Source organism: Photobacterium angustum (assembly GCF_003026365.1).
GTDB classification, from domain to species: Bacteria; Pseudomonadota; Gammaproteobacteria; order Enterobacterales; family Vibrionaceae; genus Photobacterium; species Photobacterium angustum.
This window is the reverse complement of sequence record NZ_PYOM01000006.1, coordinates 163,028-177,750: the sequence shown is the minus strand read 5'-3', so window position 1 is coordinate 177,750 and position 14,723 is coordinate 163,028. Positions and strand designations below refer to the sequence as shown.

The following is a 14,723-nucleotide window of genomic DNA, read 5'->3' as shown; positions in this document are numbered from 1 at the left end:
ATCAGATCGATAACCGCTCTGATGCGTTTTATTTTTAACTACAAATTTTTAAACCCATTTAAGGTTAGATTTAAGATAGTGTTTGTTTTATCCATGCTGAAATATCTTCAATTTGAGGCATGCAAACCTGATGCTCCATTGGGTATGTACGCCAGTGCGGTTTAAATCCCGCTTTAATGACATCATCTCGTGCCATTTCACCTAATTTAGGAATAACAACGGGATCATAAGAGCCATGCATAATTTCTATCGGCATATTACGATTCACATCGCTATATTGGATAATCTCTGCGGTTGGGAAATAGGTTGATAGTGCTAATATTCCCGCTAATGGCTTGGAGTAGCTTAATCCTGCTTGATAAACTACCGCACCACCTTGTGAAAATCCCGCAAGAACAATACGTTCAGAAGGAATGCCACGACTAATTTCACGCTCGACAAGATCTATTACCTTTTGAGCAGATTCCATCAGTTGTGCTTCATTAATTTTACGAGATGTATCTAATGAAATGATGTCATACCATGCAGGCATTAAGGCATTACCATTAATGGTGACATTCAACGTCGGTGAATGAGGAAATATAAAACGTATTGGCGATGTTTCTTCTAACTGTAAATGCGGTAACAATGCCTCAAAATCATGGCCATTTGAGCCTAAACCATGTAACCAAATAACACTGGCTGTCGCGGGGACATTGGGTTCTATTTCAACACTCGCTAAATAATCCATTTTCCTATCCTTATTCTTTTCCAAATACATACGTCTTATTACATTGCTGATTTTACTGCGCGAGATAAGCGAACAGCTGCCATTTTTGGATCCGCGCTTGGATCATCAAAGAAACGACTTACAACATCAATGATTGCACTTTGAACATCACTGGATGTAGCTAAATTATGTGAAAAACTGGGGACAAGCGCATTGTTTTTTGCTGCAAACTTAAATGCTTTCATTGAGGCTAATGAACAAGAGTCAAATCCCTTTAACGATACATCCTTACGGATCGGAATCGAGCCTTTATCTAAACTAAATTCTCGTTGAAATGGCTTAGTTAAGAGTATTTGCGCTAAATCTTGTTGCGCTCTTTTATCTTCTTCATTACTTTTTAATTTGAAAAAAGTAATAGTATCAAGATTATAAGAGAACATACCTTGGGTTCCCGGTACAGGCACACATAAATAATCTTTACCTGCGACTTTGTGCTCGCTAGTAAACTCACCTTTTGCCCAATCTCCCATTATTTGCATTGCGGCCTGATCATGCATCAGCATTTCGGTTGCTTGGTTCCAACGACGCCCTTTGGCATTTGGATCTATATACTGCCGCATCTTTTTGAACTGACGAAAAACCTCAACCATTTTATCGCTACTAAGCTCGGTTAAATCTAAATCAACAAACGCTTTCGCGTAATCTTTTGCACCCAGTACGCTTAGCGCCACCGCTTCGAACAAAGTCGCATCTTGCCAAGACTCCCCACCGTGAGCTAATGGGATATAACCTGCCGCTTTGATTTTGTCAGCCGCCACATAAAATTCAGCTAAGGTTGTGGGTACTTTTGCGCCTGCAAGTTTAAAGATATGTGGATTGATCCATAACCAATTGACCCGATGTAATGTTACAGGTACCGCCACATAATGACCGTCATATTTTATCAATTGAAGATCATTAACGATTTGTTCCACTTCAGGCAACAGTACGTTATCCCAGTGCTCTTGTTCTGCAACCTTATTAAGTGATGTCAGAAAACCTAAGCGTCCCCACTCTTGAATGTCTTGTCCTTTTAACTGTGCCGCTGTAGGTGGATTCCCCGATATTGCGCGCATTTTTAACACTGTCATCGCACTTTGACCACCACCACCAGCAATGGCGAAATCTTTCCAGTGATGCCCTTTCGCTTCCATTTTATCTTTTAAAACTTGAACCGCTTTAGATTCGCCTTTTGATGTCCACCAATGCAGCACTTCAACAGTCCCTACAGCAAAAGTTGGCTGACAAACAAGCAGTAATAAGGCGTAGAGACTCCATAGCTTGATATTCATTTTCACCTTAGATCCGACAATAACATTAAGCATTTTTTAATAACCTAGGGAGTACAACAATCACTAACAATCCACCTTTAATGCTGTTTTTGATCGTTAACTGACCACCGTGAGCTCGTACTATATTACGCGAAATCCCCATCCCAAGCCCATGTCCCGTATTATCCGTTGCTAAGCGAACATAGGGTTCAAATACCGTTTTTAGCTTCGCATCAGGGATCCCTTGCCCCTTATCACTAATAGTGATGATCAGCTTATCTGGGCTATCAATGACATTTAGCGTCACGCTATGTCCATATTTCACCCCATTATCAATTAAGTTACTTAAACAGCGTTTTAAGGCTAACGGTTTTGCCATAATCGGCAAAATAGGATGCTGAGGTAAACGAACTTTTGTATCTTTGTGGTTATGATGTTCAGCAATACTATTTAGTAACTGTTCAACATCAATGGTCACTAAATTCTCATGTAAATCGGTATCCTTTACACACTGTAACGCCCCTTTCACCATGATTTCGAGTTCATCTAGATCGTGATTAAATTTATCTATTTTTTCATCATCATCGATTAATTCTGCACGTAAGCGTAAGCGAGTAATTGGCGTTTTTAAATCATGTGATATAGCGGAAAATAGTTGTTCACGATCTTCAATATATTTTCTTAAACGCAACTGCATTCGATTAAATGCTTGTGTTGCCATCACTAGTTCACTCGCACCTTGCTCTTTTAATGGCGGCTGGTAAATATCAAGACTTAACGCGTTAGCAGCATCCGCCAATTGTTTTAATGGTCGTGTTTGTCGTCTAACCATGATGTAAGTAAACAGCAGTAATAAAACGGTACTAAAGGTGAGAAATATAATTTGCTGACGCGTAATAATCTCATCTTTTAACATCATATAAGGGGCAGGCAATAGCGCTGCAATATATAACCACTGATCTTTATCAAGCTCTATTTGCACCACTAAAATGGGGGGATTAAGCGGCTCTAAACTTAACGTATTATGTACCCAAGAACGCGGTAGATCTGACAGCAAAATATCATTTTTTAATACATGCAGCGTTTCTGGACGTGAAAACTCAACATGAATATTACTAAGGGTAGGTAATTTTTCATGTAACACCGTTTTAAAAACTGACACTGCCATTTCTTTTTGTTCAGTATTTTTTATTGGCTTAATATTGATTTCTTGATCATTAAACGACACAAAAAAACGTGTCCCACCCATATTGCGCAACTGCTCTAATACAATATGGCGATATTCTAGCGGCAATGATTGGAAGAAATTCACTGTCGATGCAAACATGGTTGCCATGCTCGCAGATGTTGATTGCAACCCCTCTAAATCTCGTTTTTTTGATTGGGTGTACCAAATGCCAGTTGCGATCACTTGAGCAAGAAAGACGGCCAACAAAGTTAACCATAAAGTACGTGAAACCAATGACTTAGGCCACAATGATTTCCATTTCATAATTCAATATCTACCTATCTCAAGATAATAAAAAAGTGTGGCTGTCACCACACTTCATCTTGTTTATCTATAATGTTGCTAACTTTACACATGGTCGTCATAACGAACATCGGCAGTAAATATATAACCGTTACCACGACTGGTTTTAATTAAACGCTGAGTACGACCTTTGTCGCCTAAACGGTTACGTAAACGACTTAAAGCGACATCAATACCACGCTCTGACGGTTGCGCATCTCTTCCACGAGTCGCACATGAAATAGTATCGCGATCTAAAATTTGATTTGGTCTCGATAGAAACAGCATCAACAATGAATAATCACCACTTGTTAGCTCGAACGCTTCATTATTCAGTACATTCACTAAACGATGTGCTGTGGTATCTAAACGCCAATTAGAAAAACTAATAAATTTTGCACTAGGGTTAGAGTGCTGGTTATCTGACACTTTGCTACGACGTAATATCGCTTTAATACGAGCTAACAGCTGTCTAGGACTAAAGGGTTTTGCGATATAATCGTCGGCCCCAATCTCAAGTCCTATGATTTGATCCATCTCTTCAGAAACAGCCGTCAGCATAATAATAGGGACATCTGACGTTTTGCGAATATGCTGACATAAGGTAAACCCATCATCTCCCGGCATCATGATATCGAGTAGAATCAAATCTGGATATCCACCAGCAAGGCAACGTTTCATTTCCTCGCCTTCCGCGGCAGTTTGGACTTCAAAACCGTTCTTGGTTAAGTACTCTTCCAGTAGTTCACGGATTTCTTTATCATCATCAACGACGAGGATTTGTTTAGAGATACTCATGTATTTGCTCACCATACGACATTAGACTATTTCTCGCTCTTAATCAGCGAATACATTAAGAAATAGAGCGAATATAGGCTATTTACTATTTCGTGTATTTGACCACTATTTAAAAAAAATGTCAGCAATTTGCGCTATCCATGACGCATTATCGGTACCTTGTTAACATATTTAATACCTTACAACGAAAAAACCAGTGGTAATTACTAATAAAAGCAATAACACACTGGTTATATTTTTATCGCCAAGCAATGGTAAGAAAACCTTACTTAAGCGACTTTAGATTCTACTTTTTTAATGACTTCAACATTTTTCTCTGACGCCGCGTCATTTGCATGATCACTCAATACTTCAGCCAATGTTGAACGAGACAATCGCCCTGTTACCTGTCCATCAGCATCCACTACTGGCAGTGGATGATCACTATCTAAAGTCTCAGGGATCACGGTTTCAAGTAGCGCATCAGTTGAAACTGCTGGGACATCTTCAAGCATTGAAGCATCTATTGCATTAGCATAATCAGATTCTTTTACGCTCTCTAATTTCTCTTGCGTGATCACTCCTTGATAACCTTGATTATCAACGTAATACGCGAAATCATCTTTTACTTTACGCATTTCAGCAACAGCTTCGCCAATCGTTTCAGAAGAGATACGAACAACTTGTGGCTTCATGACCGTTTCAACCGTCAGTGCACGTGCACGGTTAACGTCCTTAACAAAAGCTTCGACATAGTCGTCGGCTGGGTTTAATAAAATATCAACAGGTTTACCCTGCTGCACTAATACCCCATCTCGTAAAATAGCAATGCGATCGCCTAAACGTAATGCTTCATCTAAATCATGGGTAATAAAGACTATTGTTTTATGTAACTTTTCTTGTAACTCAATAAGCTGATCTTGCATTTCACTACGGATCAGAGGATCAAGTGCAGAGAATGCTTCATCCATTAATAGAATTTCAGCATCAGTACACAAGGCTCGAGCTAAACCAACACGTTGTTGCTGACCACCAGAAAGGTTGACAGGATAGCTATTTTCATAACCATTTAAGCCAACTGTCGCTAACCACTCTTTCGCTTTGGCTTGCCATGCACTTTTACTCAGTCCCTGTACTTGCAAACCGTAACCAACATTTTGTAAAACCGTGCGATGCGGCATTAAACCAAAGCGTTGAAAAACCATCGACATTTTATGACGGCGAAAATCCTGAAGCTGCTTTTCATTGAGTGACATAACATCTGTCCCTTCAATTTCAATTACCCCTTCAGTTGGATCAATCAAGCGATTAAAGTGGCGGATCAGGGTTGATTTACCAGAGCCCGATAGGCCCATAATCACAAAGATTTCACCAGGGTAAATATCTAAGTTGATATCGCTTAAACCAACGGTATGACCAGTTTTCGCTAAAATGTCATCTTTAGATGCACCATATTTCACTTGTTGAACAACTTTGTTCGCTTTGGGACCAAACACTTTATAGAGGTTTTTAACCCTAATGAGGGGATCCTGCTTTGATAATGAACTCATGATCGACCTCCTAAGTGTTGCTGTGTACGTTTAGCATAGCTTTGCGATATACGATCAAAAATAATTGCGAGTGCGACAATCGCTAAGCCGTTTAATAAACCCAAGGTGAAATACTGGTTGGTAATTGATTTTAATACAGGTTGACCTAACCCTTTCACACCTATCATTGAAGCGATAACAACCATAGCAAGTGCCATCATGATGGTTTGGTTTATTCCTGCCATAATATTAGGCATTGCCAGTGGGATCTGCACTCCAAATAAGCGCTGCATTGGGCTTGCGCCATAGGCTGTGGCTGCCTCCAGCACTTCTTCATCAACCAAACGAATACCAAGGTTGGTTAAGCGAATAACAGGTGGGACAGAATAAATAACAACAGCGATTAAGCCTGGAATTTTACCTAGACCGAGTAACATAACAACGGGGATCAAATAAACAAAGGCAGGCATCGTCTGCATCACATCAAGTAATGGTGTGACAACCCGTTGAACCTTCTCTGAACGTGCCATGGCAATACCTATCGGTATCCCGATCCCTATCGCAACCATCGTAGATACTAAAATAATACTCATGGTTCGCATGGTATTATCCCACATACCAAACACACCGATGAAACCAAAAGACAACACGACACCGAGTGATAATTTCCACGATCGACTTGCAACAAAGGCAATGGCTGCCAATACGGCAATGACTATCCACCAAGGTGTAGCGAGTAAGAGTTTTTCGAACCAGATAAGAAAAGAAAGAAGAGGATCGAAGAAACCTTCGATTGTATCGCCATATTCACGAGAAAAAGAACGGTAAGCACCATCCAACGTTTTGCGAATTTCAACTAACTGAGCACGCTCAAGCTGTGGAAATTCAGTTAACCATGATTTATCTGACATAAATGTTATCCATACATACTACTTTTATTTCCCACATACGCTATATCCTTAGCGAAGTGGCTACAGTGGTAGTTAGCTACCACTGTAGACGTACAGCTTACAAATCAGCTAAAGCACCACGTACTTTATCTGCAACTTCAGGAGAAACCCACTTCACCCAAATATCTTCGTGATTAGTTAAAATCTCTTCCATTACCGTTTCACCATCAGCTTGGTTGTCTTCCATCCACGCTAAAAAGCTATTCATTTGTGCATTAGTAAAAGAGCGTTGACCTAAGTATTTCACCGCTTCAGGTGCACGCTTAGCAAAAGAGGTAGTAATAACGGTATCTACTTCTGACGGTGGGTACATAGAAGCTTTCGGATCAACACACTCAGGTTTGGTTAAACACTCTTTAAAGTATTTCGCATCAACGCCTGAGCCAAAGTCTACTTTTACCATTTTGTACTTACCTAACACCGCTGTCGGTGCCCAGTAATAACCAAACCACGCTTCACCACGCTCATAAGCTTTAGCAATTGAACCCGAAAGACCTGCACCTGAACCTGGATCAATAAGGTCAAATCCTGCATCTTCAAGTTTTAGTGCTTCGAAAAGGTTACCGGCAGAAATCTGACAGTTCCAACCTGCTGGACAATTATAAAATGCTGATTTTTCAGGGTCTTCTGGATGAGTGAAAAGTTTGGCATTATTCTTAATGCCCTCAATAGTCGCTAGGCTTGGATCTTTTTTCACCATGTATTCTGGAACCCAAAAGCCTTCTTCACCACCATCAGAAAAGCTCGTACCTGCATATTGGATACGCCCTTCTTCAACACCACGATCTAACGCGGCTTTCATCGAATTACTCCAAAATTCAGGTGCAATATCCGGTTCGCCCTTCTCTACCATTGATGTACCTGTCGGCATCGTATCGCCAGGAACAAGATCTGTTTCACAACCGTACCCATGTTGTAAAATAAAACTGTCTACGTTGGCTAATAATGTTGCTGAGTTCCAATTCATATCAGCAATAGTGACTTTTCCACATTCACTTGCATGAACTTGAGTTGCTGACATTGCTGATAGCAATACCGTCGCAGCCAGAAGCTTTCGCATAAATATTATCCTTATCATTTATATCGAATCGGTCAGCGCAAACGAGTAAAAACAATTTTTCTGTGCGCTAATAACTACTCAAAAGGCAATTTATTGTGCCAATTTATTTAGTAGTCTAAACAAATTAAACCAAAAACACCAAGTTTATTAACAATAAATAATTATTTGGTAACAATTTTTAATATCAACTGAATGACTATTACATTCATAAACTTGTTAGCGATTAATCAGAAAAAGTACGCTTATTAAACATAATTCTTATCGTTTTCGGCGCTCAATTTGCTTATGATGAAACCAGTTTTAATTCTGTAATGGATATAATGATGTATAAATTAGTTGCACTTGATATGGACGGTACTCTTCTGAGTTCTGACGGTACTATTTCCCAAGAAAATAAGGCTGCAATTTCAGCGGCTCGTGAACAAGGGGTATCGATCGTATTAGCATCAGGGCGCCCTTTAGAAGGAATGACATGGGCGCTAAACGAATTAGACATGACAGGCAGCAACGACTTTGTTTTAAGTTACAACGCTTCACTCGTTCAACGTGTTTCTAATAAAGAAGTTATTCGCAGTGAAACACTAACGGGATTAGACGCTAAAAATATAGCCTCACTGGCTCATGATCTTGGTGTTCATGTTCATGCATTTACTCGTCGCCAAGGTCTAATTACGCCAGAAAATAACTATTACACTGATCATGAAGCAAAAATTAATGGTCTGGCAATTACTATTGAAGACTTTGCAACACTAGAAAATGACGAAGAAGTAATGAAAGTGATGATAATCGATGAACCTGATCGCTTATCAGCAGCTATTGCTCAATTACCAAAAGCGCTTTATCAATCCTACACGATTGTACAAAGTGCTCCCTTCTTTCTTGAATTTATGAATCCAAATAGTAATAAAGGCGTGGGCGTTGAAGCACTAGCAGAATACTTAGACATCAAACAAAGTGAAGTTATTTGTATGGGGGATGCCGGCAATGATCACCATATGATTGAGTATGCTGGTCTTGGTGTTGCAATGGGAAATGCAACAGATGAAACGAAAGCCATCGCTAATTTTATTACTGACACTAACAACAATGCTGGTGTTGCAAAAGTTATTAATGAATTTATTTTAGACATGAAATAAATAAAAACCGCAACTTTTAACAATAAAAGTTGCGGTTCACAAACCTATTCAAAGTTGCGAGATTAGCCAACTAAAATAACGTTTTTCACATCAATTGCACGCTCAGACCAGTCTTTATCAACGTCACCGCGGATCTTCAACTTAGTTGACGGTGTTGCATTCACACCATTCCAATCATTATTATCAATTTCTACTTTGATCTCACCAGTACCATCTTTAAAGATATATTCTTCGTCGCCCAAAGATGAGGTAATGTAACCCGTTAATTCCACAACCGCGTCATCTTGTGCGTCTTTCGCTTTAATAACTGTAGTGATCACAGGAGTTACTGAAGGACCAGTAAACCCCCCTTGTGCAGGCTGCGCTGGTGCAGCAGTAGTTGCAGCAAACGCTGATGTTGATGCAAGTAAAAAAGCAGAAACAACTAATAATTTTTTCATCACGTTAACCTAAGGTTATGAATATTATATTACGGCTGACAATAAATATTATTGCCACACCAAATTCACATTAATATCTAACAACTACAAATAGGCATTTAATTAGCCCAACTATTTCTTTATAGAATTATATCATGCCAAACATCAAAAGAACGTGAAATAATATTGTAAATATCGAGAAATCTTTTTTATCGATAAGATTACTTGGTAATAGCAAACGAATTCAAAAATACATCAACAACAGTATTAATATTTTCATCTACTTGCATACCTTCACAAGGTGGTGCTAATTCCATTACTTGAGGCCAGAAAAATAAACCTTGGAATAAACTCATGTAGATATTTGTTAACAAAGCGACATCTTTATCAACAATTGCTTTTTCTTTAATCGCCAATTTAAACCAATCAGCAATTGCATTGGTACTATACAAATCTTTCACTAAGCTTTTGGCTAAGTCTGGCTGGCGAATAAATTCCATCACAATAATACGAGAAAGAGAGATACCATATGTATAGTACAAAATATCAACTTCACGACGTGTAATTTCAATTAACTGTGTTTTTAATGGCGTTTGTGGATCGAAATGGTATTGCACATTTTCATTCACTGAGTCTTGAATAATCTTAAGAACTGAAATAAATAGCGCTTCCTTACTATCAAAATGACGATATAAGGTTCGTTTTGATACTTCAGCAACCTGTGAAATTCTATCCATATTCGCAGCAATAAATCCATGTTCGATAAATTCTGCCTTTGCTGCCGCAATAATTGCTAAATGCTTACGTTCCGTTTGCTTCATTGATTCACTGCCTATTTTCACCGCCTGTGAGCCTAATCTAACATTTTGTCACAAAAAAGTATACTTAACAGTTTACAAAATGCCATTCCCTCATAAAATACACCCAAAAGTTTACTTGTTATATTTCCATACGAATAAACATGTTTTCTAATTTTATCCCGTCCCATACTGATAGCGGAGAATCCGGTGAAAACTCAATCAGCAATGTCCAAAATGGCATCATTCTCATTTAGTAAACTCGCAGTGAGTTTATCGATCGCGCTTGTCCTACTGTCAGGTTGTGGCGATAAAGAACAACAAGAGCAAGTTAAAGAGCCCATCGTTAGCCCTGCGCTTACTGAAATTGTAAAGCCCAAAGCAAATACTAATTTAAGCTTTAATGGTGTCATTCGCTCTGCGCAACGTGCCGATTTATCATTTCAAGTAACAGGTCGAGTAAACCATATTTTTGTTAACGAAGGTGACCGTGTGACTAAAGGTCAACTATTAGCAAAACTTGATCCTAAAGATGCCCAAACTATTTTTGCTGCCGCGCAACTTGAATTAAACGATGCAGGTAAAGCCTATCAACGTGGTAAAGCCATTTATGAAAGCAGCCAAGCAATTTCTAAAAGTGATTTAGATAAGTTGATTGTGCGTTATAACTTGGCACAAAACCGCGTTAAAGAAGCAAAGAACAAACTAAATTACACCCAGTTAGTTGCACCGTTTAGCGGTATTATTGGACGTAAGTTAATTGATAATCACGTCCAAATTCAGGCTAATAATCCTGTATTAACATTACATAATATCGATGACTTAGAAGTGGTTATTAATATTACAGACAGTGTCATGCTTTCTGGAATGACATGTAGCGAAGCCGTTGCAGAGTTAAATAATAATACAGAGCAATTATTGCCTTTGAGTTTGCGTACCTATTCAACCCAAGCCGATCCGATCACACAAACCTTCTCTGTTGTCCTCAGTATTAACGACGACAAAGGGTTAAATCTCTTACCGGGTATGCCCGTTAAGGTTTCTCCAAACCTAGCATTGTGCCCACAAGAAAACCGAAACCCAATTATTGTTCCATTGACATCTGTCGTTCCAGATAACAAGAGCAAACAATTCGTGTGGGTAGTGAATAAAGACAATTTTGTATCAAAACGCTACATCACAGTGGGTAGTGTCAACAAAAACTGTATTACCGTACTTAATGGCCTGACAGTTGGTGAACGTATTGTTATCGCTGGTGTGTCTAAGTTGAAGCCAGGTATGGAAGTACGTCCTTACACTGACAGCACAAAAAATGGAGCGTAAATAGATGGATATCGCGCGCTATACCATCGCCAAACGAACGAGTGTTTGGGTGATCATTGCACTGATCTTGATTGGCGGTTACATCAGTTACTTAAAGCTAGGTCGTTTTGAAGATCCTGAATTTGTGATCCGCCAAGCCATCATTGTTACCCCTTACTCGGGTGCAACAGCACAAGAAGTCTCTGACGAAGTAACAGATGTCATTGAAGGTGCGGTGCAGTCTTTACAGGAACTAAAAGAAGTTAAGTCTGTTTCCAAACAAGGGATGTCAGAAGTTACTGTTGAGATAAAACTTGAATTTTCAAAAGATCAGGCGGCACTTCAACAAGTTTGGGATAAGCTACGTCGTAAAGTTGTTGATGCCCAACGACGGCTCCCTCCGGGGGCTGGACCATCAATCGTAAACGATGATTTTTCTGATGTTTATGCCTTATTTTTCGCTGTTACAGGCGAAGGCTTTACCGATAAGCAAATACAAGACTACGTCGATTCACTGCGTCGTGAACTTGTATTAGTACCTGGAGTTGCTAAAACGGCAACGTTGGCAGAGCAACAAGAAGGTATTTTTGTTGAAATCACCAGTGAGCGCTTAGCTAATTACGGTTTGTCAGTTGATAACGTTTTATCGGTATTACAAAAACAAAATATTGTTAATGTTGCAGGTAGTATGACATCTAATGGCATGCGTCTACCGGTTATTCCCACACCTAACGTTAATTCATTTGAAGATTTACGTAACCTTCAAATTGGTATTGGTGATAACCATACTGTTTTACGTTTAAAAGATATTGCCGATGTTAGCCGTGGCTATCAAGAACCAACTAGTATGCTAATGCGCTTTAATGGCGAACGTGCAATTGGCTTTGGTATTTCCAATGTCACTGGTGGTAACGTGGTTGATATGGGTGATGCGGTTAAAGCACGTATTGCTGAACTTGAAAACCAACGTCCACTGGGTATGGATCTTCATGTTATCTCAATGCAATCAGATTCTGTTCGTGATTCTGTAACGAATTTTATCGATAACTTGATTGCAGCGGTGGTGATTGTTTTCATCGTTTTACTGCTATTTATGGGTATTCGATCTGGCGTGATTATTGGCTTTGTATTGTTACTAACAGTAGCCGGTACTCTATGCATCATGTTAATTGATGACATCGCAATGCAACGGATATCGTTAGGTGCGCTGATCATCGCATTAGGCATGTTGGTAGATAATGCCATTGTGGTAACTGACAGTATTCTTGTACGCCTCCAAAACAATGAAGATCGTAATGTCGTTATTCCTGAAGTCGTCAATGCAACTAAATGGCCGCTCTTAGGTGGTACTGTTGTGGGTATTTGTGCCTTCAGTGCGATTGGCTTATCACCGTCAGATATGGGTGAATATGCTGGTTCGCTATTTTGGGTGATCTTATACTCTATGCTACTTAGCTGGGTCTTTGCTGTTACCGTAACACCGCTACTGTGCCATCAGTTCTTAAAAGTTAAGATCAAGCAACAAGATACTAAGCCAAGTAAAATTGTAGAAAGTTACAAAGCTTTATTAACTTGGGTTTTATCACACCGTAAAATAACTGGACTATTGCTACTGGCAACACTGGTTGGCGCTATTTGGGGTATGAAATTTGTACCACCTGGCTTTATGCCAGAATCACAGCGTGCGCAATTTGTTGTTGATGTTTACCTTCCGCAGGGAACAGACATCACCAATACAGAAAAAACGATCGCTAGAATTGAACAAGATATTACCAATAAAGAAGGTATCGGGAATATCTCAAGCTTCATTGGTGGTGGTGGCTTACGCTTTATGCTGACTTATGCACCAGAAGCACGAAATCCAAGTTATGGTCAATTACTGATTGATATTGATGATTACCGTAACATAGCTCCATTACTTGTTGAGCTACAAACTGAACTTGATAACAAATACCCAGAAGCCTCGATCAAAGTATGGAAGTTCATGCTAGGTCGTGGGGGCGGTAAAAAGATTGAAGCCGGTTTCCAAGGTCCTGACAGTAGAGTCCTACGTGATCTTGCTGAACAAGCGAAAGCAATCATGCTATCTGATCCAAACTTGATTGCTGTTCAGGATGATTGGCGTCAACAAGTGCCTGTTATTAAGCCTGTTTATTCAACTGAAAAGGCGCAGCGTTATGGATTAACCAATCAGGAAATTAGCCAAGCAATTGCACAAACGTTATCAGGCCGCACGGTTGGGGTTTATCGTGAAGAAAATGACTTAATTCCGATTGTCGTTCGTGCACCAGAAAGTGAACGTACCCATGAACGTGCTATTGAAAACACAGAAGTACATAGTCGTATGGTCAATGGACCTATCCCTGTAAGCCAATTAATCGAGTCTGTTAATGTCACGTGGGAAGATGCCATATTACGTCGAATTAACCGTATACCAACGATTTTGGTTCAGGCAGATCCTGCACCAGGTGTACTAACAGCCGATGCCTTTAATGAACTACGTGGAAAAATCGAAGCTATCGAGTTACCACCAGGTTATAAATTGACATGGTACGGTGAATATAAAGCATCCAAAGACGCAAATGAAGGACTTGCGATTTCTGCACCTTATGGTTTTGCTGCGATGATTTTATCCGTGATCTTTATGTTTAACGCATTAAAGCAACCATTGATTATTTGGCTAACAGCACCACTGGCTATTATTGGTGTTACCATTGGTCTGGTTATTTTCCAAACGCCTTTCGAGTTTATGGCAATTCTTGGTTTCCTAAGCTTAATTGGTATGATGGTTAAAAATGCAATTGTTCTGGTTGACCAAACAGATGTGGAGATAAAAGAAGGGAAAACACCTTACCAAGCAATTATTGACTCAGCCTTAAGTCGTGCACGCCCTGTTTTACTTGGCGCATTGACCACAATTTTAGGCGTTGCTCCTTTACTTGTTGATCCTTTCTTCAAGAGTATGGCAGTAACAATCATGTTTGGTTTATTGTTTGCAACCATTTTAACTTTAGTGATTATTCCACTACTTTATGCAGTACTGTTTAAAGTAGAAATCGAACCACAACAGTAACCACCTAGTCAGATAACCTCTCCAAGGGACGTATAGTAATACGTCCCTTTTTCATGCTCATATTAATAAATAACCCCAGCCAATTTATGATTTCATTTATATCGGTATACATAATATAAAAATCCTGTCTATGATCATAAGAAATTACTCT

Annotated in this window: 12 protein-coding genes; 3 read left to right on the top strand and 9 right to left on the bottom strand. The window is 39.4% G+C overall.

Features of this window, described 5'->3' with window-relative positions; genetic code table 11:
* Positions 1 to 70: 70 nt before the first annotated feature.
* The 7 genes from CTN01_RS08300 to CTN01_RS08270 all read right to left on the bottom strand — a co-directional run bounded on the left by CTN01_RS08300 (position 71) and on the right by CTN01_RS08270 (position 7,845).
* On the bottom strand, positions 71 to 730 hold the full coding sequence (locus tag CTN01_RS08300; protein ID WP_045149938.1) for an alpha/beta hydrolase: 660 nt from the start codon (positions 728 to 730) through the stop codon (positions 71 to 73).
* Between the two features lie 38 nt (positions 731 to 768).
* Positions 769 to 2,040, bottom strand: coding sequence for an ABC transporter substrate-binding protein (locus tag CTN01_RS08295; RefSeq protein WP_052666706.1), 1,272 nt, complete (start codon positions 2,038 to 2,040; stop codon positions 769 to 771).
* A gap of 25 nt (positions 2,041 to 2,065) precedes the next feature.
* Positions 2,066 to 3,511: an ATP-binding protein gene (locus tag CTN01_RS08290; RefSeq protein WP_045149939.1), complete on the bottom strand. Its 1,446-nt coding sequence runs from the start codon at positions 3,509 to 3,511 to the stop codon at positions 2,066 to 2,068.
* A gap of 84 nt (positions 3,512 to 3,595) precedes the next feature.
* The gene (locus CTN01_RS08285) at positions 3,596 to 4,327 is read right to left on the bottom strand and encodes a response regulator (RefSeq protein ID WP_006644202.1); all 732 of its coding nucleotides are present in this window, start codon (positions 4,325 to 4,327) and stop codon (positions 3,596 to 3,598) included.
* 269 nt (positions 4,328 to 4,596) lie between these two features.
* Positions 4,597 to 5,856, bottom strand: a complete 1,260-nt coding sequence (locus CTN01_RS08280; protein ID WP_045149940.1) for a quaternary amine ABC transporter ATP-binding protein — start codon at positions 5,854 to 5,856, stop codon at positions 4,597 to 4,599.
* Positions 5,853 to 6,746, bottom strand: coding sequence for an ABC transporter permease (locus CTN01_RS08275; protein WP_005364222.1), 894 nt, complete (start codon positions 6,744 to 6,746; stop codon positions 5,853 to 5,855). Before CTN01_RS08275 ends, CTN01_RS08280 begins: the two co-directional genes overlap by 4 nt.
* Positions 6,747 to 6,843: 97 nt before the next feature.
* Positions 6,844 to 7,845 (bottom strand): ABC transporter substrate-binding protein, encoded by a 1,002-nt coding sequence (locus CTN01_RS08270; protein ID WP_045149941.1) that lies wholly within the window; start codon positions 7,843 to 7,845, stop codon positions 6,844 to 6,846.
* A gap of 323 nt (positions 7,846 to 8,168) precedes the next feature.
* On the opposite strand from CTN01_RS08270, the gene yidA reads away from it, so the two are divergent.
* A complete protein-coding gene (gene yidA, locus CTN01_RS08265; protein ID WP_045149942.1) occupies positions 8,169 to 8,981 on the top strand; it encodes a sugar-phosphatase in 813 nt (270 codons plus the stop codon).
* A 62-nt stretch (positions 8,982 to 9,043) separates the two neighbouring features.
* On the opposite strand, the gene CTN01_RS08260 is transcribed toward yidA, so the two are convergent.
* Together CTN01_RS08260 and CTN01_RS08255 are read right to left on the bottom strand one after the other, a co-directional pair.
* Positions 9,044 to 9,421: a YgiW/YdeI family stress tolerance OB fold protein gene (locus CTN01_RS08260; RefSeq protein WP_045128026.1), complete on the bottom strand. Its 378-nt coding sequence runs from the start codon at positions 9,419 to 9,421 to the stop codon at positions 9,044 to 9,046.
* A 200-nt stretch (positions 9,422 to 9,621) separates the two neighbouring features.
* Positions 9,622 to 10,221: a TetR/AcrR family transcriptional regulator gene (locus CTN01_RS08255; protein WP_045149944.1), complete on the bottom strand. Its 600-nt coding sequence runs from the start codon at positions 10,219 to 10,221 to the stop codon at positions 9,622 to 9,624.
* Between the two features lie 186 nt (positions 10,222 to 10,407).
* On the opposite strand from CTN01_RS08255, the gene CTN01_RS08250 reads away from it, so the two are divergent.
* Complete coding sequence (locus CTN01_RS08250) at positions 10,408 to 11,520, top strand: efflux RND transporter periplasmic adaptor subunit (RefSeq protein ID WP_425259174.1); 1,113 nt, start codon at positions 10,408 to 10,410, stop codon at positions 11,518 to 11,520.
* 4 nt (positions 11,521 to 11,524) lie between these two features.
* Positions 11,525 to 14,572, top strand: coding sequence for an efflux RND transporter permease subunit (locus CTN01_RS08245; protein WP_107342135.1), 3,048 nt, complete (start codon positions 11,525 to 11,527; stop codon positions 14,570 to 14,572).
* Positions 14,573 to 14,723: the final 151 nt, after the last annotated feature.

Coding starts and splice junctions, on each gene's coding strand:
- CTN01_RS08300 (WP_045149938.1), bottom strand. CDS start 730: ATGGATTATTTAGCGAGTGTTGAAATAGAACCCAATGTCCCCGCGACA.
- CTN01_RS08295 (WP_052666706.1), bottom strand. CDS start 2,040: ATGAATATCAAGCTATGGAGTCTCTACGCCTTATTACTGCTTGTTTGT.
- CTN01_RS08290 (WP_045149939.1), bottom strand. CDS start 3,511: ATGAAATGGAAATCATTGTGGCCTAAGTCATTGGTTTCACGTACTTTA.
- CTN01_RS08285 (WP_006644202.1), bottom strand. CDS start 4,327: ATGAGTATCTCTAAACAAATCCTCGTCGTTGATGATGATAAAGAAATC.
- CTN01_RS08280 (WP_045149940.1), bottom strand. CDS start 5,856: ATGAGTTCATTATCAAAGCAGGATCCCCTCATTAGGGTTAAAAACCTC.
- CTN01_RS08275 (WP_005364222.1), bottom strand. CDS start 6,746: ATGTCAGATAAATCATGGTTAACTGAATTTCCACAGCTTGAGCGTGCT.
- CTN01_RS08270 (WP_045149941.1), bottom strand. CDS start 7,845: ATGCGAAAGCTTCTGGCTGCGACGGTATTGCTATCAGCAATGTCAGCA.
- yidA (WP_045149942.1), top strand. CDS start 8,169: ATGTATAAATTAGTTGCACTTGATATGGACGGTACTCTTCTGAGTTCT.
- CTN01_RS08260 (WP_045128026.1), bottom strand. CDS start 9,421: ATGAAAAAATTATTAGTTGTTTCTGCTTTTTTACTTGCATCAACATCA.
- CTN01_RS08255 (WP_045149944.1), bottom strand. CDS start 10,221: ATGAAGCAAACGGAACGTAAGCATTTAGCAATTATTGCGGCAGCAAAG.
- CTN01_RS08245 (WP_107342135.1), top strand. CDS start 11,525: ATGGATATCGCGCGCTATACCATCGCCAAACGAACGAGTGTTTGGGTG.